The sequence below is a fragment of the Variovorax sp. P2_H12 genome, from assembly GCF_056403395.1.
This window is the reverse complement of the sequence record NZ_JBFUFO010000027.1, coordinates 1-21,065: the sequence shown is the minus strand read 5'-3', so window position 1 is coordinate 21,065 and position 21,065 is coordinate 1. Positions and strand designations below refer to the sequence as shown.

The following is a 21,065-nucleotide window of genomic DNA, read 5'->3' as shown; positions in this document are numbered from 1 at the left end:
TGGAGCCCACACCATGAACGCCCGCGTCACGCACACGCTGCGGCGCTTGCTGTCCGCCGCCTTGCTGCTTGCCGCAGCCGCGGTCGCGCAGGCGCAGGGACTGCCGTCGTGGAACGACGGCGCGGCCAGGCAGTCGATCCTGAAGTTCGTGGCCGACGTCACGACTCCGGGCGCACCGACCTTCGTGCCGCCGGCCGAGCGCATCGCGGTCTTCGACAACGACGGCACGCTGTGGATCGAACAGCCGGTCTACGTGCAGTTCGCCTTCGCGCTCGACCGCGTGAGGGCGCTGGCGCCGAAGCATCCGGAGTGGAAGACCACACCGCCCTTCGATGCGATCCTGAAGGGCGACCTGAAGGCCTTCGCAGCTTCGGGCGAGAAGGGCCTGATGCAGGTGATGGCGGCGACCCATGCCGGCATGACGACCGAGCAGTTCGCGGACACCGTGGCGCAATGGCTCGCGCAGGCCCGCCATCCGCGTTTCAAGCGGCCCTATGAGGAGCTGGTCTACCAGCCGATGCTGGAACTGCTCGCCTACCTGCGCGAGAACGGCTTCAAGACCTTCATCGTCTCGGGTGGCGGCGTCGAGTTCATGCGCGTCTTCACCGAGAAGGTCTACGGCATCCCGCCCGAGCAGGTGGTGGGCTCGACCGGGCAGCTGGCCTTCAAGAAGGGCAGCGACGGCCGGCCGGTGCTGCTCAAGCTCGCGAAGATCGACCTGGTCGACGACCATGCGGGCAAGCCGGTGGGCATCCAGCGCTTCATCGGCCGGCGCCCGATCCTCGCCTTCGGCAATTCCGACGGCGACCAGCAGATGCTCGAGTGGACCGCCGCCGGCGCCGGGCCGCGCTTCATGGGGCTGGTGCATCACACCGACGCCGGACGCGAGTACGCCTACGACCGCGCCTCGCACATCGGACAGCTCGACAAGGCGCTCGACGAGGCGAAGGCCAGGGGCTGGACCGTGGTCGACATGAAGCAGGACTGGAACAAGGTGTTCCCGTTCGACAAGTAGGAAAAAAGGAAGGAGTCATCGCGTGACTGGAACCAATTCGCTGCTAGGCCTGGGCGGCATCTTCACGCTGCTGTTCGTCATGCTGGGGCCGCTCAAGATCATCGGGCCGTTCGCCAAACTCACCCATGGGTTCGACGAGAAGACGGTGCGCGGCATCGCTTGGCGCACCTTCGGTATTGCCTTGGCGGCGGTGGCCCTGGGCGCCCTGATCGGGCAGCTGCTCCTGCGGAACTGGGACATTCCGGTGCCGGCGCTGCTGCTGGCAGGCGGCCTGATCTTCTTCGTCGTCGGCATGCGCATGGTGCTGGCGCAATACCAGCCCGGCCACGCGTCGCCGGAGGAGTTGCCGGCATCGCCCGCTGCGGCGGCGATGCGGATCACCTTTCCGACCGTGGTCACGCCCTACGGGATCGCGGCGCTCATCGTGCTGCTGGCCAACAGCCACACCATCGAGCGCACGCTGACCATCTTCGCGTTGCTCTGCGGCGTGATGCTGCTGAACCTGCTCGTCATGCTTTATGCGCGGCGCATGCTGGGCGGGGTCGCGGCCATGGTGCTGGAGATTCTCGGCGCGGTGCTGGGGGTGCTCCAGGTGGCCCTGGCGGTGAGCATCATCTTCATCGCGCTGCGCGAACTGGGAGCATTGAATGCCGGATGACAAATCATGGGTCGACCCGGGGTCGGCGTCGGACCGCGCTTCGGTCGAACTGTCGTCCCGTCGAACCGGGATGTCCTTCCAGCGCACGCGCATGAGCGCGGAGCGCACGCTGATGTCGGTCATACGGACCTCGCTGTCGCTGATCGGCTTCGGCTTCACGCTGTTCCAGGTGTTCCAGAAGCTGCACGACGCCGAGGTGCTCAAGAGCAGCCTGGCGCCGCGCCGCTTCGGCGAGGCGCTGGTCGTGATCGGGATCGCCATGCTGATCTCGGGCATCGCCTACCACTGCGTCTTCATGCTGGGGCTGCGCGCGGAACGCAAGACGCTGAAGAGCCAGGGGCTGATCCATGCCGAGAGCCAGTTTCCGCTCTCCCTGACACTGGTCGTGGCGCTGCTGCTGCTGGTCCTCGGCTTCCTGGCCATCTTCAGCATGGTCTTCGATATCGGGCCCTTCTGATGGAGACCACATGATCGTTGCTGCCGCTGCTGCGCGTGGCTATGCTGCCAGCCTGATGCTTGCCGGACGCGCCGAGATGCTGATCAAGGCACCTGCCCCATCGATCGCCAAAAGCTGAGGGAGTCTCCATGCGCCGAACGATGACTGGGTTCAGGGCTTTGCCTGCTGCGCTGCTGGTCGTGGCACTGCTGGCCGCTTGTTCCGGGAAGGAAGCGGAGAAGCCGAAGCCGCCGCCCACCGAGGTCGAGGTGCAGGTCGTCAAGACGCAGACAGTGCCGGTGATCTTCGAGTTCGTGGGGCAGACCGAGAGTTCCCAACAGGTCGAGATCCGGGCCCGCGTCAACGGCTTCCTCGAGCGGCGGGTCTACACCGAAGGCGCCTTCGTCAAGACCGGCGAGGTGATGTTCCTGATGGATGCCAAGCCCTTCGAGGCCAGCCTGAAGGCGGCCCGAGCCGAACTGGCGCAACAGCAGGCCCGCCTGAGCACGGCACGCGCCAACCTGGCGCGCGTGAAGCCCCTGGTGGCGGACGAAGCGCTGGCGGTCAAGGACCTCGACGATGCCACCGGACAGGAGCAGGGTGCCGCCGCGGCGGTCGAAGCCGCTGCGGCCAAGGTCACCGATGCGCAGTTGAACCTCAGCTACGTGACCATCACCTCGCCGGTCGACGGCCTCTCGTCCTTCGCCAAGGTCCAGGACGGCGCCTACATCAGCGCGCAGAACAGCCTGCTTACCTACGTGGCAAAGCTCGATCCGATGCGCGTCAACTTCAGCCTGTCCGAGAACGAGTCGCTGCGCGTGCAGGACGAGATCGCGAAAGGAAAGCTCTTGAAGGCGCCGGCCGACGACTACGGCGTTGAACTGCTGCTGGCCGATGGATCGACCTTCCCGGCCCAGGGACGCATCACCTTCGCCGATGCCGCCTTCAGCCAGGAGACCGGCACCTTCCTGCTGCGGGCCGAACTGCCCAATCCCAAAGGCCAGCTGCGCCCCGGCCAGTTCGTGCGCGTCAAGGTGTCCGGCTTCACGCGGCCGAACTCGATCGTGGTGCCGCAGCGGGCGGTGCAGCAGGGCCCGCGCAGCCAGTTCGTCTGGACGGTCGACGCCGAGGGCAAGGCGATCCAGCGACCGGTGGAAGCCGGCGACTGGCTCGGCGATCAATGGCTCGTGACCAGCGGCCTCAAGAACGGCGAGCGGGTGGTGGTCGACGGCTTCATGCGGCTGGCGCCCGGGGTCATGGTGAACGCGAAGGAAGTGCCCGCGCCGCCGCTGCCCGAGCACAAGCCGCTGGCGATGGCCGCCTCGGCAGCCTTGCCTTCGGTGTCGGCCAAGCCGCCATCCCCGGGCGCCGCTTCCGCGCCGTCCGCCGCGTCCGCACCCGCACCCGACAAGGATGCCGTGTACTTCGCGCGCGGCCGCGCCGTCCTCGATGCCACCGGCCGCGCGCGGCTGCTGGGCGTCGCCGCGACGCTCAAGTCCCGTCCCGCCTTGCGCGCCGAGGTGCAGGGTTATGTCGATGACAGCGGCGATGCGGCGCTCAACAAGGCGCTGGCCCGGGAACGCGCCCAGACCGTGCGCGACGCGCTGATTGCCGCCGGCGTGCCGCCCGGGCGCATCGTCCTGCACGTGCCGTCGAACCTGGTGGGTTCCGATTCGCCTGCGCTGGCACGCCGGGTCGACGTCGTGCTGGCGCAGACGCGATGAAGTTCGCCCACTTCTTCATCGACCGGCCGATCTTCGCGTCGGTCATCTCGATCATCATCGTGCTGGCCGGCGCGGTGGCGATGCTGAACCTGCCGATCGCGCAGTTCCCCGACATCACGCCGCCGCAGATCTCGGTCAGCGCCACCTATCCTGGCGCCAGCTCGGAGGTGGTGTCGCAGAACGTGGCGGCGCCGATCGAGCAGCAGGTCAACGGCGCCGACCGCATGATGTACATGAACTCGACCTCGAGCTCGACCGGCAACATGACGTTGTCGGTGTTCTTCGAGATCGGCACCGATCCATCGCTGGCGCAGGTCGATGTGCAGAACCGGGTCAACCTGGCGTTGCCGACGCTGCCCTCGGCCGTCAGCAGCCAGGGCGTCTCGGTGGCCAAGAAGTCGCAGGCCTTCATGATGATCGTGGCGATCTATTCGCCCGACAACAGCCACGACCCGACCTACATCGCAAACTACGCCAACATCAACGTGCTGGACGCGATCAAGCGCGTGCCGGGCGCCAACCAGAGTTCGATCTTCGGCTCGCCCGACTACGCGATGCGCCTGTGGCTCAAGCCCGACCGCATGGCCGGCCTGGGCCTCACGGCCAGCGACGTCCAGCAGGCGGTGGCGGCGCAGAACCAGCAGTACGCGGCCGGCCGGCTCGGCGCCTCGCCCACCGCGGCGCCGGTGCAGCAGACCATCCCGGTCACCACCTCGGGCCGCATGACCGAGCCCTCGCAGTTCGACAACATCATCCTGCGGGCCCAGCAGGGCACCGGGGCCATCGTCCGGGTCAAGGACATCGGCCGCGCCGAGCTGGGCGCCAAGGACTACTCGATCCGCTCCAAGTACAACGGCAAGACCGCCACGCTGATCGCGATCTACCAGCAGCCCGGCGCCAATGCGCTGCAGGTCGCGACCGACGTGAAGAAGCTGCTCGGCGAAATGAAGCCCACCTTCCCCGAGGGGCTGGATTACGACATCGCGCTGGACACCACCGACTTCGTGCGCGAGTCGATCAACGAGGTGGTCCACACCTTCGTCGAGGCGGTGGTCCTGGTCGTGCTGGTGGTCTTCCTGTTCCTGCAGAGCTTCCGGGCCACGCTGGTGCCGATCCTGGCGGTGCCGGTGTCGATCCTCGGCGCCTTCATCGGGATGACCGCGATGGGCTTCTCGATCAACATGCTGACCCTGTTCGGCATGGTGCTGGCGATCGGCATCGTGGTCGACGATGCGATCGTGGTGGTCGAGAACGTCGAGCGCAACATGGCCGAGTTCGGGCTCGGCCCGAAGGAGGCGGCGAAGAAGGCGATGGACGAGGTCAGCGGCCCGGTGGTCGCCATCGTGCTGGTGCTGTGCGCGGTGTTCATCCCGGTGGCCTTTCTCTCGGGCATCACGGGGCAGCTCTACAAGCAGTTCGCCATCACGATCGCGGTGTCGGTGGTGTTCTCGGGCCTGGTGGCGCTGACGCTGTCGCCGGCGCTGGCGTCCATTCTCCTGAAGCCGCCGAAGCCTGGCGAGCACGAGAAGAAGGGTTTCTTCGGCTGGTTCAACCGGCGCTTCGAGCACCTGACCGAGCGCTACACCTCGACCACCCGGCTGGCGATCCGGCGGGTCGGCTTTTCGCTGCTGCTGATCGCCGGCATGGTGGTCATCATGCTCGGGCTCTTCAAGAAGGTGCCATCGACCTTCCTGCCGGTCGAGGACCAGGGCTACATCTTCACCGCGGCGATCATGCCCGATGCGGCCAGCCTGGACCGCACCGAGGCGGTCACCGACCGCGCCCAGCAGTGGTTCAGCAAGCAGCCGTCCGTGCAGTCGGTGGCGTCGGTGCCCGGCTTCAGCCTGATCGACTCGCAACTCAAGTCCAATGCGGGCGTGCTCTTCGTGTCGCTCAAGGGTTTCGCCGAACGGCAGGCGCCGGGCGACCGCGCCGATGCGCTGATCCGGGATGCCAGCGCGGAATTCGCGACCTTCAAGGAAGGCGTGCTGGTGCCGGTCAACCCGCCGTCGATTCCGGGACTCGGAACCACCGGCGGCTTCGAGTTCTGGGTCCAGAGCGAAGGCGACGCCAGCCTGCAGCGGGTCGAGGAGGTGACGCGCGAGTTCATCGCCAAGGCGCGCCAGCGGCCCGAACTGCGCGGGGTCAACAGCACCATCAACACGCGCTCGCGGCAGTTGCTGGTCGATGTCGACCGCGACCGGGCCGAGAGCCTCGGCGTGCCGGTGCAGGAGGTGTACTCCACGCTGCAGACGCTGTTCGGCTCGCTCTACGTGAGCCAGTTCCCGAAGAACAGCCGGCTGTTCCAGGTGATCCTGCAGGCCGAGCCGGACTATCGCGCCAAGCCGGACGACCTGCAGAACATGTTCGTGCGCAACCGCGACGGCAAGATGGTGCCGCTGAAGGCCGTGGCGACGACCCGCTACGTGACCGGCGCCGACATCGTCACGCGCTTCAACAACTTCACCGCCGCCAAGATCACCGGCGATGCCGCCCACGGCTACAGCTCGGGCCAGGCGCTCGACGCCATGGAGGCGGTGGCCAGGGAGGTGCTGCCGCAGGGCTTCTCGTACGCCTGGTCGGGGCAGTCCTACGAGGAACGCAAGGCCGGCTCCACGGCCGGCATGGTGTTCGCCTTCGCGCTGGTGATGGTGTTCCTGATCCTGGCCGCGCAGTACGAGAAATGGACGCTGCCCATCGGCGTGCTGCTGGCGGTGCCGTTCGCGCTGTTCGGTGCCATCGCCGCGATCTGGATGCGCGGCATCCAGAACGACGTCTACTTCCAGATCGGACTCACGGTGCTGATCGCGCTGGCGGCCAAGAACGCGATCCTGATCTTCGAGTTCGCGGTCGAGCTGCGCGAGAAGGAAGGCATGTCGGCCTACGAAGCGGCCGTCGGTGCGGCCAAGCTCAGGCTGCGCCCGATCATCATGACCTCGCTGGCCTTCATCCTCGGCTGCATCCCGCTGGCGATCGCGAGCGGCGCATCGGCCGCCAGCCGGCAGTCGCTGGGCACCGGCGTGATCGGCGGCATGCTCGGCGCGACGATGATCGCGATCTTCTTCATCCCGATGTTCTTCTGGGGCTTCGAGACGCTGAGCGAGCGGTCGGCGTCGAAGAAGGCGCCCGCCGATCCGGCCGGGCCGGCCGCGCCCGATGCGGGAGGTGCCGTCGATGCCCCGCATTGACCGGACCCGCATCGGCCGTGCCGGCATGGTCGCCGGACTCGCGGCCCTGCTCGCCGGCTGCATGCTCGGCCCGGACTACAAGCGGCCGGAGATGAGCATCCCGGCGCAATACCGCGGAGCGGCGCCGCCGACCCCCGCCGAACTTGCGCTGCCCGACACCGCCTGGTGGCGCCAGTTCGGCGATGCCGAACTCGATGCGCTGATCACCGAGGGCCTGCGCAACAACCTGGACCTGGTGGTGGCCGCTTCGCGCGTCGAGCAGTTCTACGGCGCGCTCGGCACCACGCGTTCGCAGTTGTTCCCGCAGATCGGCGCCGATGCGAGCGGCAGCCGAACCCGGGCGAGCGAGAAGACCATCAGCCCGGCACCCACCATCAACCCCTACAACGCGGCCCAGGCCACGCTGCTGGCGAGCTGGGAGATCGATCTCTTCGGTCGCACGCGCCGCCTGACCGAAGCCGCGACCGCCGAGCTGGAGGCGAGCGAGTCCTTCCGCCGCGGCACCGTGCTGTCGGTGGTGGCCGCGGTCACGACGGGCTATGTGCGGCTGCGCGAGCAGGACCGCGAACTCGAGGTCGCGCGCAGCACGCTGGGCCTGCGCAAGGATTCGCTCGACCTGTTCTTGCGGCGCTTCAAGGGCGGCGTGGTGTCGGCGGTCGAAGTGAGCCAGGCCCGTTCGGAATACGCCACCGCGTTGCGCGCGGTGCCGGTGCTGCTGCAGGCCATCTCCGAGCAGGAGAACGCGTTGTCGATCCTGATCGGGCGCGACCCGGGGCCGATCGCGCGCGGGCGCAGCATCGACGTGCTGGTGGCGCCGCCGGTGCCCGCGGGCCTGCCCTCCGAACTGCTCGACAGGCGCCCGGACATCCTGCAGGCCGAGCAGACGCTGGTGGCCGCCAACGCGCGCATCGGCGCGGCCAAGGCGGCCTACTTCCCGACCATTTCGCTGACCGGCGCGTTCGGGCAGGCGAGCCGGTCGCTGTCCGACCTGTGGAGCGGCCCGGCGCGGGTCTGGAGCTACGGTGCCGACATCAGCCTGCCGCTGTTCACGGCGGGCGCCATCGCGGGCCAGGTGGAACGCGCCGAAGCCGAGCAGCGCGCGGCGGTCGCCCAATACCGCAAGACCGTGCAAGCGGCCTTCAGCGAGACCGCGAACGCGCTCGCGGGCATCTCCAACTCGCGCGAGGGACTCGACGCGCAGCAGATCCAGGTCGGAGCGCTGGTCAACTACGCGCGGCTCTCGCGCAAGCGCTTCGAAGGCGGCTACACCAGCTACCTCGAAGTGATCGATGCCGAGCGCAGCCTGTTCAACGCGCAGGTGGATTTGGCGAAATCCCAGGGCGACGTGCTGCTGCAGGTGGCGGCGCTGTACAAGTCGCTGGGCGGCGGCTGGGTGGGTCTGGCGAACGAAGATGCGCCGCAGCCTGCGGTTCGGCTGGGCGAGCGGCCGCCCCTTGTGCCTTGACGGCACGGTGGCCTTGTCGTCAGGGAAGCGGCAACACCGCGTTGCGAGGCGGCAACGCCGGTCTTCCGGAGGTGGGGGTCGATGCAGGGCCAGGGGGCCGAATGGCCCCGGAACCCGCATGAATGCTGGAATGTTGGTGGAGAGGATGAGGATCGAACTCACGACCTCCGCATTGCGAACGCGGCGCTCTCCCAGCTGAGCTACCCCCCCAACGCAGTTCGAATTCTAACCAGAACCGGCCTGTTCTTGCACGCCGCCATGTCAAGATGCGCGCCTCGTCACCCACGGAGCAAGAGCAGATGGTTTCGTCCGATCCGTCCTGGCTGGACCGCATGTACAACAACCGCGCGCTGGTGCCGGACCATCCCGCGTACCTCGAGCGCTGGGCGGCGGAGTCCGCCGCGACCCGTGCCGCGCAGCCCTGCCATGTCGACCTGCGCTACGGCGACGGGCCCGGCGAGATGCTCGACGTCTTCCCGGCGCCGGTGCCCGACGCGCCCGTGCTGGTGTTCATCCACGGCGGCTACTGGCGCTCGCTCGACAAGAGCCAGCACTCCTTCATCGCGCGCGCCTTCAACGACCGCGGCGTCTGCGTGGTGCTGCCGAACTACGCGCTGTGCCCCGGCACGCCTGAGCAGCCGGTGGGCATCGACGACATTGCGTTGCAGATGGTGCGCGCGCTCGAATGGACCTGGCGCCACGTCGCGGCCCACGGCGGCGACCCCTCTTGCATTACGGTTGCCGGCCATTCGGCGGGCGGCCACCTGGCGGCGATGCTGCTGGGTTGCGACTGGAAGGCAGTGGCGCCGGATCTACCCGCGCCGCTGGTGCGAAACGCGCTGTCGGTCTCGGGCGTGCACGACCTGCGGCCCTTGCAGCACGCGCCCTTCATCGCCGACACGTTGCGCCTGACGGACGACGCGGCCCGGCGCCTGAGCCCGGCGCTGTGGCCGGCGCCGGCGCGCGGCCGGCTCTGGGCGATCGCCGGCGGCGACGAGAGCGAGGAATTCAAGCGCCAGAACACGCTGATCCGCGACGCCTGGGGCTCGCGCACCGTGCCGGTGTGCGAACTGATGCCGGGACGCAACCATTTCAGCATCGTCGATGCGCTGGCCGATCCGGCGCATCGGCTGCACCAGCTGGCGGCGCAGCTGCTCGAGGCCTGAGGCCGCGTCTTTACCTTTACATCAGCAGGTGCTCGCCCGCGTTGTCGCCGCCCAGCATGACGTAGTTGACCTTGCGGATGTCCATCAGCTTGCGGCCGCCCGAGTAGCTGATCGAGCTCTGGATGTCCTGCTCCATCTCGACCAGCGTATCGGCCAGCCTGCCCTTGATCGGCTCGAGGATGCGCTTGCCCTCGACGTGCTTGTACTCGCCCTTGTTGAAGTCGCTGGCCGAGCCGTAGTATTCCTTGAAGAGGGCGCCGTCGACCTCCACCGTCTGGCCCGGCGACTCCTCGTGGCCCGCGAACAGCGAGCCGATCATCACCATCGAGGCGCCGAAGCGGATGCTCTTGGCGATGTCGCCGTGGTCGCGGATGCCGCCGTCGGCAATGATCGGCTTGGTCGCCACGCGCGCGCACCACTTGAGCGCCGACAGCTGCCAGCCGCCGGTGCCGAAACCGGTCTTGAGCTTGGTGATGCAGACCTTGCCCGGGCCGATGCCGACCTTGGTGGCGTCGGCGCCCCAGTTTTCCAGGTCGATCACGGCCTCGGGCGTGCCGACGTTGCCGGCGATCACGAAGCTCTTCGGCAGCTTCTTCTTGAGGTAGCCGATCATGTTCTTCACGCTGTCGGCATGGCCGTGCGCGATGTCGATCGTGATGTATTCGGGCTCCAGGCCGGCGGCGACCATCTGGTCGACGGTCTCGTAGTCGGGCTTCTTGACGCCGAGCGAGATCGACGCGAACACGCCCTGGGCGTGCATGTCCTTGACGAACTTCAGGTTGTCGAGGTCGAAGCGATGCATCACGTAGAAGTAGCCGTTCTTCGCCAGCCAGGTGCAGATGGTCTCGTCGACCACGGTCTTCATGTTGGCCGGCACCGTCGGGATGCGGAAGCTGCGCCCGCCCAGCGTGACGCTGGCGTCGCACTCCGAGCGGCTTTCCACCACGCATTTGCGCGGCAGCAAGAGGATGTTGTCGTAGTCGAAGATCTGCATAACCAAGCTCCTTGAAGGGTGAATTGAGCGCTTGGTCCGGCCGGTATTCGGGCGTTTTCGCGATAGGAAAACGCGCACAAAAAACCGGGCGCAAGAAACTTGGGCCCGGTGACTGATTTTACACGCCCGGCCCGAAGAGGTGGCAACGGCCCTTCATATACCCCCCATACGCTGTGCTTTCTACAATCGACGGATGTTCACCGACCTCGCGCCCGCCGCAGATTCGCCGCTGCTCCAAAATCTCAACCCCGAGCAGCTCGCCGCCGTGACGCTCCCGGCCGGCAATGCGCTGATCCTGGCTGGCGCCGGTTCCGGCAAGACCCGGGTGCTGACCACCCGCATCGCCTGGCTGCTGCAGACCGGCCAGGTGTCGCCGGGCGGCATCCTGGCCGTCACCTTCACCAACAAGGCCGCCAAGGAAATGATGACGCGGCTGGGCGCGATGCTGCCGGTCAATGTGCGCGGCATGTGGATCGGCACCTTCCACGGCCTGTGCAACCGCTTCCTGCGCGCCCACTGGAAGCTCGCCAACCTGCCGTCCACCTTCCAGATCCTCGACACCCAGGACCAGCTCTCGGCCATCAAGCGGCTGATGAAGCAGTTCAACGTCGACGACGAGCGCTTCCCGGCCAAGCAGACGCAATGGTTCATCGCCGGCGCCAAGGAAGACGGCCTGCGCCCGCGCGACGTCGAGGTCCGCAGCGACGACGACCGAAAGAAGGTCGAGCTCTACCAGTTGTACGAAGAACAGTGCCAGCGCGAGGGCGTGGTCGATTTCGGCGAGCTGATGCTGCGCAGCTACGAACTGCTGCGCGACAACGACCCCGTCCGCGCGCACTACCAGCGACGCTTCCGCCACATCCTGATCGACGAGTTCCAGGACACCAACCGGCTGCAGTACGCCTGGATCAAGATGCTTTCGGGGACCACCGCCGAAGGCCGCTTCACGCCCAACGACAACAGCGTGATCGCGGTCGGCGACGACGACCAGAGCATCTATGCCTTCCGCGGCGCGCGGGTGGGCAACATGGCCGACTTCGTGCGCGAATTCGACGTCTCGCACCAGATCAAGCTCGAGCAGAACTACCGCAGCTACAGCAACATCCTGGATTCGGCCAACGCGCTGATCAGCCACAACACCAAGCGGCTCGGCAAGAGCCTGCGGACCGACCAGGGCCCTGGCGAGCCGGTGCGCGTCTACGAGTCGACCAGCGACTTCGCCGAGGCGCAGTGGATGGTCGAGGAGATGCGCCAGCTGGTGCGCGACGGCATCGACCGCAAGGAGATGGCCGTGCTCTACCGCAGCAATGCGCAGAGCCGGGTGATCGAGACCGCGCTGTTCAACGCCTCGGTGCCGTACCGCGTGTATGGCGGCCTGCGCTTCTTCGAGCGGGCCGAAATCAAGCATGCCCTGGCCTACCTGCGGCTGCTCGAGAACAAGGACGACGACACCAGCTTCCTGCGGATCGTCAATTTTCCGCCGCGCGGCATCGGCGCCCGCAGCATCGAGCAGCTGCAGGACGCGGCGCGCGCGGCCGGCCGCTCGATGCACGACGCCGTGAACGCGGTCGGCGGCAAGGCCGGTGCCAACCTGTCGGCCTTCGTCGCGAAGATCGACGTGCTGCGCGAGCAGACCGAGGGGCAGTCGCTGCGCCAGATCATCGAACTGGTGCTCGACCACAGCGGCCTGATCGAGCACTTCAAGGCCGACCGCGAAGGCGCCGACCGGATCGAGAATCTGGAAGAACTGGTGAACGCGGCCGAGAGCTTCGTGACCCAGGAAGGCTTCGGCCGCGACGCGGTGGCGCTGCCGGTCGACGAACTGCGCCAGTCGCCGGCCAGCCAGGGGCTGGATCCGAACCGGGCGGTGCTCGACGAACCGCTGGCGCCCGACGCCGAGACCGGCGAAACCCTGAGCCCGCTGGCCGCCTTCCTGACCCATGCGGCGCTGGAGTCGGGCGACAACCAGGCCCAGGCCGGCCAGGATGCGGTGCAGCTGATGACGGTGCATGCGGCCAAGGGCCTCGAGTTCGATTGCGTCTTCATCACCGGCATGGAGGAAGGCCTGTTCCCGCACGAGAACTCGATGAGCGACAACGAGAGCCTCGAGGAAGAACGGCGGCTGATGTACGTGGCCATCACGCGGGCGCGCCAGCGGCTCTACATGAGCCATTCGCAGACCCGGATGCTGCACGGCCAGACCCGCTACAACCTCAAGAGCCGCTTCTTCGACGAGCTGCCCGAAGGCGCCCTGAAATGGCTGACGCCGAAGAACCAGGGCTTCGCGCCGTCGGCCTTCGGCTATGGCGGCGGGTACGCGACGACGCGCGGCGGGTCGGGCGGTTTCAGCAGCAAGGACAGCTTCGCCAGCCCGCCGGTCCCGCCGCAGAAGGCCGCACCGTCACACGGCCTGCGCTCGGGCATGCAGGTGTTCCACAACAAGTTTGGCGAAGGCACCGTGACCGCGCTGGAAGGCAGCGGCGACGATGCGCGCGCGCAAGTCAATTTCCCGCGCCACGGCGTCAAGTGGCTGGCGCTGTCAGTCGCCAAGTTGACGCCCGTCTGACCCCGCCCGGCCGGCGCAGCCAGGCCCGTTCGTGAAACACCGCGGAACCGGCTTTGCCGGGCCGCTGGTGTTGCCCCCGGTAGGGGGTGGGCGGGCTACACGCAGTGAGCCCAACCTGGGGGCGAGCAACAGTGCCACCGGGGAACCGGCTTTGCCGGGCCCCTGGTGTTGCCCCCGGTAGGGGGTGGGCGCCCGACACGAAGTGCGGGCAACCTGGGGGCGAGCCCTATTCTTGAAAGGAGTCTCTGAACGTGAACCAGGTGCTGGTGAAGAACATCGCGGCCATCACCAGCGCGCCGCCGATCATCAGGGCGCCGCCGATCGCCGCGGCGCCTTCGCCGGCGCCCATCGCGCCGACCGCGACCAGCAGGCTGGCGAGCAGGCTCAGCACGATGCCGGCGCCGATGAAGACGCCGACCCAGGCCAGGCCGAAGACGGTGAGGGCGCCGAAGTTCTTGAAGCAGGCCACGAAGCTGAAGAACAGGCTCTTGGCCGGCGGCACGCGGTGCCAGTGCACCAGCGCGGGCGCATGCCAGAAGGCCAGCGAGAGCGGCAGGTACAGGCCCATGGCGATCCACAGCGCGACCTGGAATTCGGTCGATTCCGCCAGTTCGCGCGTGAGCGGGCCGCCGAGCAGGTAGACGCGGGCGAACTGGCCGCCGTCGGCCAGCGCAGAGATCGCCATGACCAGCAGGAACAGCGCAGCGTAGAGCGCGCCCAGCACCGCCATCGGCCGCACATCGGCGCGGATCGCGTGGAGCGCTGCCAGGAACACGGTGCCGGCCGGCGGTTTCTCGGGCCCGGAGGCCTGCTGCGCCGCCGCCATGAGGCCCAGCGTCATGGTGGGCAGCAGCATCAGGGCGATGGCGGCGCCGATCAACGGCACCTGCGAGGCGATCGACACCATCGCCATGAAGAAGAAGAACAGCGAGATGAAGGCCAGCGGCTGCTTCGCAAAGGCCTTGAGTCCGCTACGGACCCACAGCACGCCGGTACGCGCCGGCACGAGATTGAGTTTCATCGGATCCGGTCAGGCGGCCAGCGCATCGGCGCCGGACGCAAATTCGAAGGAGGCGTGCGCGCGTTCCCGCAGCACGCGCTCGAAGTGCGTCGGGTCGTGGGCCTTGAGCATGCTCGCCTCGCGCGGCAGGTGGAAGTCCCACAGGCGCGAGATCCAGAAGCGCAGCGCCGCGGCCCGCAGCATGGCGGGCAGCAGCGCACGCTCGGCGCCGGTCAGGGGGCGCACCGTGCCGTAGGCGGCCAGCAGGGCGTCGGCCCGCGCGGCATCGTGGCGGCCGCTGGCGAGGTCGATGGCCCAGTCGTTCAGGCACACGGCGATGTCGAACAGCCAGCTGTCGGCGCCGGCGAAGTAGAAATCGAAGACACCCGTGAGGCGCGGCGCGTCGGCGCTGGCGTGGGTGTCGAACATCGCGTTGTCGCGGAACAGGTCGGCATGCACCGGCCCGCGCGGCAGCGCAGCATAGGCCGAGGATTCGGCCACGTGATTCTGGTAGGCCAGTTCGCTGCGCAGCAGTGCAGCCTGAGCGGCCTCCAGGTAGGGCAGCACCACCGGCGCGGTGTCGTTCCACCAAGGCAGGCCGCGCAGGTTGGGCTGGATGCGGGGGTAGTCGCGGGCCGCCAGGTGCATGCGCGCCAGCAGCCGGCCGAGTTCGGCGCAATGGGCGGCCGAAGGCGCCAGTTCGCTCTTGCCCTTCAGGCGCTGGACCACGGCCGCCGGCTTGCCGGCCACCGTGTGCAGCAACTCGCAGGGGGCACTGGCGGGAATCGACAGCGCATGGCCCTTGGGCGGCGCGACCGCCGGATCGGCCACCGGCTCGGGCACGGGGATGCCGCGCGCCGCCAGGTGCTTCATCAGGCAGAGGTAGTAGGGCAATTGCTCGGCGCCGAGGCGCTCGAACAGGGTCAGGACGAACTCGCCGGACTCGGTCGTGGCGAAATAGTTCGTGTTCTCGATGCCGCCCTCGATGCCCTTGAGGGCGGTCAGGGGGCCGAGACCCAGGCGCTGGACGAGCGCGTCGGCTTCGTCGAATCCGACTTCCGTGAAAACCGCCACTGCGCGCTCAGAACTTGAAGACGTTCCACCAGACGCGCGAGCCGCCTTCGCCCGCGCTGGAGTCGGACTGCCCCTGGTTGCGCACGCGCTCTTCGGCGTTGGGCATGACCTGGTAGGCCGGGGCGTTGTTCTTGGGCTTGACCGTGATGTCCTGGGTCTGGCCGCCGACGCGCAGTTCGTCGATGGTGGCGCCGCTGTCCTCGGTGTGGATGCGCTCGATCCTCTGGTTCTGGCGGCCGGCCGCCTTGTCCGGGTCCTGCTGTCCCTGGGCAGGCGCCGGGGCCGACGGCTGCGGGTTTTGCGCAAAAACGACAGCGACGGGCGCGGCACAGGCCAGCACGAGCGTGGCGAGGCGAACGAGGAGCATGGAGGAGGACATGCGTGGGATTGTAGGTCCGCGTCCGGTCCGGAGATAGAAGTAAGTGCCGATCTTTTCCGTCTTCCGGGGGAGGCCGCGGGGCACGGCAAAATGGCCCGATGACCGACAAGAAAACGCTGCTGCTCGTCGACGGATCGAGCTACCTCTATCGCGCCTTCCACGCGATGCCCGATCTGCGCGCCGTTCCGGGCGACAACAGCAGCCCGGCCACCGGGGCCATCCGCGGGATGATCAACATGATGCAGGCGCTGCGGCGCGAGGTGCGGGCCGACTACGCGGCCTGCGTCTTCGACGCCCCCGGCAAGACCTTCCGCGACGACTGGTACCCGGATTACAAGGCCAACCGCTCGCCGATGCCGGACGACCTGCGCAGCCAGGTCGAGCCGATCCACCAGGTGGTGCGGATGCTCGGCTGGCCGGTGCTGTGCGTGTCCGGGGTCGAGGCCGACGATGTGATCGGGACGCTGGCGCGGACCGCCGCCGACCAGGGCATTGAGGTGATCGTGTCCAGCGGCGACAAGGACATGAGCCAGTTGGTGGACGAACACATCACGATCATCGACACGATGAACGGCAAGAAGCGCGACGTGGCGGGTGTGACAGCCGAATTCGGCGTGCCGCCGAAGCTGATGATCGACTACCAGACGCTGGTGGGCGATACCGTCGACAACGTGCCCGGCGTCCAGAAGGTCGGCCCGAAGACCGCTGCCAAATGGCTGCTCGAATACGGCTCGCTCGAGGCCCTGATCGCGCGTGCCGACGAGGTCAAGGGCCAGGCCGGCGAAAACCTCCGCCGCGCGCTCGACTGGCTGCCCCAGGGCCGGCGCCTCGTCACCATCCGCACCGACTGCGATCTCGGCGAACACGTGAGCGGCCTGCCGGCGCTGGAGGGGATCGCGATCGGCGTGCAGCAGACCGATGCGCTCAAGGACTTCTACGAGCAGTTCGGCTTCAAGAGCCTGGTCAAGTCGCTCGAGTCGCACGCGGTGCCGCCCGAGCTGATCGAGGAGAACAAGAAACGCAAGGGGCCCGAGGGCGGCATCGACCTGTTCAGCGATCCCGCCCAGAAAGCCGCCGAGAAGGTGAGCAACCTGGCCTACGACACGGTCATGACCTGGGAGGCCTTCGACGCCTGGCTGGCGAAGATCGAGGCCGCCGAGCTGGTCGCCATCGACACCGAGACCACCTCGCTCGACGAGATGCGCGCCGAGATCGTCGGCCTGAGCTTCAGCGTCAAGCCCGGCGAGGCGGCCTACATCCCGGTGGCCCACAACTACCCCGACGCGCCGGCGCAGCTGCCGCGCGACGAAGTGCTCGAGAAGCTCCGGCCATGGCTGGAGAACGGCGCGAAGAAGAAGCTGGGCCAGCACGTCAAGTACGATCGCCATGTGTTCGCCAACCACGGCATCGAGGTGCAGGGCTACGCACACGACACCATGCTGCAGAGCTACGTGCTCGAAGTGCACAAGCCCCATGGCCTGGCGAGCCTCGCCGAGCGGCACCTGGGCCGCAGCGGCATCGACTACGAGGACCTCTGCGGCAAGGGCGCGCACCAGATTTCCTTCAGCCAGGTGGCGATCGACAAGGCGGCCGAGTATTCCTGCGAGGACTCCGACCAGACGCTCGACGTGCACCGCGTGCTCTGGCCCCGGCTCCAGGCCGACGAGAAGCTGCGCTTCATCTACGAACTGGAGATCGCCTCCAGCGAGACGCTCTACCGGATCGAGCGCAATGGCGTGCTGATCGACGCGCCGACGCTGGCGTCGCAGAGCAACGAGCTCGGCAAGCGCATCATGGCGCTCGAGCAGGAGGCCTACGAGCTGGCGGGCCAGCCCTTCAACCTCGGCTCGCCGAAGCAGATCGGCGAGGTGTTCTTCACCAAGCTCGGGCTGCCGGTCATCAAGAAGACGCCGAGCGGCGCGCCGAGCACCGACGAGGAGGTGCTCGAGAAGCTGGCCGAGGACTTCCCGCTGCCCGCCAAGATTCTCGAACATCGCGGCCTTTCCAAGCTCAAGGGCACCTACACCGACAAGCTGGGCCTGCTGGCCAATCCGCGCAGCGGCCGGGTGCACACGCACTACGCGCAGGCGGTGGCGGTGACCGGGCGGCTGTCGAGCAACGACCCGAACCTGCAGAACATCCCGATCCGGACGCCCGAAGGCCGGCGCGTGCGCGAAGCCTTCGTGGCGCCCGCCGGCCGCGTGATCGCGAGCTCGGACTACTCGCAGATCGAGCTGCGCATCATGGCCCACATCAGCGGCGACGAATCGTTGCTGCGGGCCTTCACCGAGGGCATCGACGTGCACCGCGCGACCGCGGGCGAAGTCTTCGGCGTGCCGGTCGACCAGGTGTCGAGCGAGCAGCGCCGCTATGCGAAGGTCATTAACTTCGGATTGATCTACGGCATGAGCAGCTTCGGGCTGGCGCGCAACCTGGGCATCGAGACCAAGGCCGCAGCCTCCTACATCGAGCGCTATTTCGCGCGCTATCCGGGCGTGAAGGTCTACATGGACGAGACCAAGGCGCTGGCCAAGGAGAAGGGCTATGTGGAGACCGTGTTCGGCCGCCGGCTCTACCTGCCCGAGATCAACTCGCCCAACGGTCCGCGCCGCGGCGGCGCCGAGCGGGCCGCCATCAACGCGCCGATGCAGGGCACCGCGGCCGACCTGATCAAGCTCAGCATGGTCAAGGTGCAGCAGGTGCTCGACGCCGAGCAGCGCGGCACGAAGATGATCATGCAGGTGCACGACGAACTGGTGTTCGAAGTGCCCGAAGCGGAAGTCGAATGGGTCCGCACCGAGATCCCACGCCTAATGGCGGGCGTGGCGGACCTGAAGGTGCCGCTGCTCGCGGAAATCGGCTTTGGTCCCAACTGGGACAAAGCCCACTGAACACATCCAAGGAAGACACACACCGAATGAATCGCTCCAAAATCGCCACCTTCGCGCTCTGCGCCGCCTGCGCTGCCTGGATGGGCAGCGCCTTCGCCGTCCCCGACGAACGCATCGCCACGTTGGCCGCCAAGGAAAAGCCCGCGCTGCTCGAGACGCTGAACCAGCTGGTCTCGATCGAATCCGGCAGCCGCGACCTCGAGGGCCTCGACAAGATCGCCAACCTGATCGCCGACAAGTTCCGCGCGCTTGGCGGCCAGGTCGAGCTGATCGATCCCTCGGCGGAGGCCTACCGCATGGAAGACACGCCCGAGAAGATCGGCAAGGTCGTGCGCGCGACTTTCAAGGGCACGGGCACGAAGAAGATCATGCTCATCGCCCACATGGACACGGTCTACCAGATCGGCATGCTGAACAAGCAGCCCTTCCGCGTCGAGGGCGACAAGGCCTATGGCCTGGGCATCGCCGACGACAAGCAGGGCATCGCGGTGATCGCCCATACGCTGGCGCTGCTCAAGGCGATGGACTTCAAGGAGTACGGCACGCTCACGGTGCTGATCAACGGCGACGAGGAGATCAGTTCGCCCGGCGGCCGCCAGCTGATCACGAAGCTGGGCGGCGAGCACGACGTCGTGCTGTCTTACGAAGGCGCCCCGGTCCAGGGCGACAAGCTCTCGCTGGCCACCGCGGGCATCGCTTCCGTCACCCTGAATGTCACGGGCAAGGCCTCGCATGCGGGCTCGGCGCCGGAGCAGGGCGTGAATGCGCTGTACGAGCTGTCGCATCAGATCCTGCAGATGCGCGACCTGTCCGATCCGGCGACCGGGCTGAAGATGAACTGGACCATCTCGCGCGCGGGCAGCAACCGCAACGTGATCCCGGCCAGCGCCACGGCGGGCGCCGACGTGCGGGTGCTGAAGGTCAGCGACTACGACCGCATCGAGCAGCAGATCCAGGAGCGCGTCAAGAAGCAGCTGGTGCCGCAGGCCAAGGTCGAGATGAAGTTCGAGCGCCGCCGCCCGCCGCTCGAGGCCACCGACGCCTCGCGCGCGCTGGCGCTGCACGCGCAGCAGATCTACAAGGAACTGGGCCGCGAGCTCGGCGCGGACGACAAGGTCGCCGGCGGCGGCACCGATGCCGCCTTCGCGGCGCTGAAGACCAAGGCGGCGGTGGTCGAGCGCTTCGGCCTGCAGGGCTTCGGCGCCCATTCGGCCGATGCCGAGTACGTGCTGGTCGATTCGATCGAGCCGCGGCTGTACCTCTCGGCGCAGTTGATCATGGACATCTCGCGCGGCAAGGTCGGACGTCCGGCGCCCTGATGTGAAAAGCCCCCACGCGCCGCACTTCGTGTCGTCGCTGCCGCCCGAGGGGGCGCAGGCCTGATCCCATGCGCCTGCGCCACATCGAGGTCTTCAACGCGATCATGCTCACGGGCAGCGTGAGCGCGGCGGCGCGGCTGATCAACATCACGCAGCCGGCGGTCAGCCGGACCCTGCAGCATGCCGAGATCCAGCTCGGCTTCCCGCTGTTCCAGCGCGCCAAGGGCAGACTCGCGCCGACCACCGAGGCGCTGACGCTGTATCCGCACATCGAGCGGCTGTTCGCGCAACTCGACGAGGTGCAGCGTCTCGCCGCCAACCTGCGCACCGCCAGCGAGACGGGCGAGCTGCGCATCCTGAGCGTGCTCGCGCTCAGCTACGAGGTGCTGCCGCGCGCGCTCAAGCGATTTCGCGAGCAGCATCCGGCGATCGCGGTGACGGTCGAGTCGCTGCACTCGCCGCAGATCATGTCGGCGCTGCTGCTGCAGGAAGCTGACGTGGGGTTCGCGTTCAGTCCGGCGGTGCACCCCTCGCTGACGCAGGAGGAACTGGCCGACAGCCGCATGGTCTGCATCGCGCCCAAGGGCATGCTGCCGCGGCCGCTGCTGCGCAACGGCTCGGTGGCGCTGCATGACCTCGTGAAGCTGCCGGTGGTCGGCCTCGACAGCCGCGACCCTGTCGGCACCAGCCTGAGCCAGGCCTGCCGTCAGGCCGGCGTCGGCTTCCAGGCGGTGGTGACGGTGCAGACCTATCACGCGGCGCTGGCGATGGCACATCACGGGCTGGGCGTGGCGCTGGTCGACGGCTGCACCGCGAGCTCGGCCGATCGAAACAAGGTCGACGTGCTGACGCTGGAGCCCCATATCCCGGTGCCGATCCGCGCGCTGCGCTTCGCCGGGCGGCCGGATTCGGTCGCCGTGCGGAGCATCACGCGGTGCATGCGGGAGGCGATCGAGGGGATGAACTAGGCGCGTTGGGTCTGGGGTGTCCCTTTTGTCCCTTGTCCCTTGGAAGAGCGCCCGTCACGCGGTACGGGCCAGTCGACCCCACTGCGCCGGCCCTTCGGGCTCCCTTCCGGTGCTCGCTTCAGGCGGGGTCCGCGCAAACTCGCTGCGCTCAGACACGCGCGGCCCTTGATCCGCCTGAAGCTGCGCTCCTCAGCGGCGCAGAGGGGATCGCCCGTCCCGCAC

The 21,065-nt window shown here is 67.8% G+C and carries 15 protein-coding genes and 1 tRNA gene; 11 read left to right on the top strand and 5 right to left on the bottom strand.

Going from position 1 to position 21,065, the window contains the following annotated elements:
- Positions 1–13 precede the first annotated feature (13 nt).
- The 6 genes from AC1DYK_RS20930 to AC1DYK_RS20905 all read left to right on the top strand — a co-directional run bounded on the left by AC1DYK_RS20930 (position 14) and on the right by AC1DYK_RS20905 (position 8,486).
- Complete coding sequence (locus tag AC1DYK_RS20930) at positions 14–1,015, top strand: HAD family hydrolase (protein WP_478168056.1); 1,002 nt, start codon at positions 14–16, stop codon at positions 1,013–1,015.
- Between the two features lie 22 nt (positions 1,016–1,037).
- Complete coding sequence (locus AC1DYK_RS20925) at positions 1,038–1,673, top strand: MarC family protein (protein WP_478168055.1); 636 nt, start codon at positions 1,038–1,040, stop codon at positions 1,671–1,673.
- Positions 1,663–2,130, top strand: coding sequence for a YidH family protein (locus AC1DYK_RS20920; RefSeq protein ID WP_478168054.1), 468 nt, complete (start codon positions 1,663–1,665; stop codon positions 2,128–2,130). Before AC1DYK_RS20925 ends, AC1DYK_RS20920 begins: the two co-directional genes overlap by 11 nt.
- Positions 2,131–2,258: 128 nt before the next feature.
- Entirely contained in the window at positions 2,259–3,833 is a 1,575-nt protein-coding gene (locus AC1DYK_RS20915; RefSeq protein ID WP_478168053.1) for an efflux RND transporter periplasmic adaptor subunit, read from the top strand.
- Positions 3,830–7,021 (top strand): efflux RND transporter permease subunit, encoded by a 3,192-nt coding sequence (locus AC1DYK_RS20910; RefSeq protein WP_478168052.1) that lies wholly within the window; start codon positions 3,830–3,832, stop codon positions 7,019–7,021. Before AC1DYK_RS20915 ends, AC1DYK_RS20910 begins: the two co-directional genes overlap by 4 nt.
- The gene (locus AC1DYK_RS20905) at positions 7,008–8,486 is read left to right on the top strand and encodes an efflux transporter outer membrane subunit (RefSeq protein WP_478168051.1); all 1,479 of its coding nucleotides are present in this window, start codon (positions 7,008–7,010) and stop codon (positions 8,484–8,486) included. Before AC1DYK_RS20910 ends, AC1DYK_RS20905 begins: the two co-directional genes overlap by 14 nt.
- 134 nt (positions 8,487–8,620) lie before the next feature.
- Here AC1DYK_RS20905 and AC1DYK_RS20900 read toward each other — a convergent pair.
- Positions 8,621–8,696: transfer RNA gene (locus AC1DYK_RS20900), tRNA-Ala, on the bottom strand.
- 89 nt (positions 8,697–8,785) lie between these two features.
- On the opposite strand from AC1DYK_RS20900, the gene AC1DYK_RS20895 reads away from it, so the two are divergent.
- The gene (locus tag AC1DYK_RS20895) at positions 8,786–9,652 is read left to right on the top strand and encodes an alpha/beta hydrolase (RefSeq protein ID WP_478168050.1); all 867 of its coding nucleotides are present in this window, start codon (positions 8,786–8,788) and stop codon (positions 9,650–9,652) included.
- A gap of 16 nt (positions 9,653–9,668) precedes the next feature.
- Here AC1DYK_RS20895 and AC1DYK_RS20890 read toward each other — a convergent pair whose 3' ends face one another.
- Entirely contained in the window at positions 9,669–10,646 is a 978-nt protein-coding gene (locus AC1DYK_RS20890; RefSeq protein WP_478168049.1) for a GMP reductase, read from the bottom strand.
- A 193-nt stretch (positions 10,647–10,839) separates the two neighbouring features.
- Between AC1DYK_RS20890 and AC1DYK_RS20885 the strand changes: the two genes are divergently transcribed.
- Positions 10,840–13,212, top strand: a complete 2,373-nt coding sequence (locus tag AC1DYK_RS20885; RefSeq protein WP_478168048.1) for a UvrD-helicase domain-containing protein — start codon at positions 10,840–10,842, stop codon at positions 13,210–13,212.
- Between the two features lie 226 nt (positions 13,213–13,438).
- On the opposite strand, the gene AC1DYK_RS20880 is transcribed toward AC1DYK_RS20885, so the two are convergent.
- The 3 genes from AC1DYK_RS20880 to AC1DYK_RS20870 are packed head-to-tail and all read right to left on the bottom strand — an operon-like array spanning position 13,439 to position 15,665.
- Positions 13,439–14,233, bottom strand: a complete 795-nt coding sequence (locus tag AC1DYK_RS20880) for a BPSS1780 family membrane protein (protein ID WP_478168047.1) — start codon at positions 14,231–14,233, stop codon at positions 13,439–13,441.
- Positions 14,234–14,242: 9 nt separating this feature from the next.
- A complete protein-coding gene (locus AC1DYK_RS20875; RefSeq protein ID WP_478168046.1) occupies positions 14,243–15,286 on the bottom strand; it encodes a homoserine kinase in 1,044 nt (347 codons plus the stop codon).
- Between the two features lie 7 nt (positions 15,287–15,293).
- A complete protein-coding gene (locus AC1DYK_RS20870; RefSeq protein ID WP_478158281.1) occupies positions 15,294–15,665 on the bottom strand; it encodes a hypothetical protein in 372 nt (123 codons plus the stop codon).
- A 98-nt stretch (positions 15,666–15,763) separates the two neighbouring features.
- Between AC1DYK_RS20870 and polA the strand changes: the two genes are divergently transcribed.
- The 3 genes from polA to AC1DYK_RS20855 all read left to right on the top strand — a co-directional run bounded on the left by polA (position 15,764) and on the right by AC1DYK_RS20855 (position 20,843).
- A complete protein-coding gene (polA, locus tag AC1DYK_RS20865; RefSeq protein ID WP_478168045.1) occupies positions 15,764–18,556 on the top strand; it encodes a DNA polymerase I in 2,793 nt (930 codons plus the stop codon).
- Between the two features lie 26 nt (positions 18,557–18,582).
- Positions 18,583–19,875 carry a M20/M25/M40 family metallo-hydrolase gene (locus tag AC1DYK_RS20860; protein WP_478168044.1) on the top strand — a complete coding sequence of 431 codons (1,293 nt, stop codon included), beginning with the start codon at positions 18,583–18,585 and terminating at the stop codon, positions 19,873–19,875.
- Between the two features lie 68 nt (positions 19,876–19,943).
- Positions 19,944–20,843 (top strand): LysR family transcriptional regulator, encoded by a 900-nt coding sequence (locus tag AC1DYK_RS20855; protein ID WP_478168043.1) that lies wholly within the window; start codon positions 19,944–19,946, stop codon positions 20,841–20,843.
- Positions 20,844–21,065 lie beyond the last annotated feature (222 nt).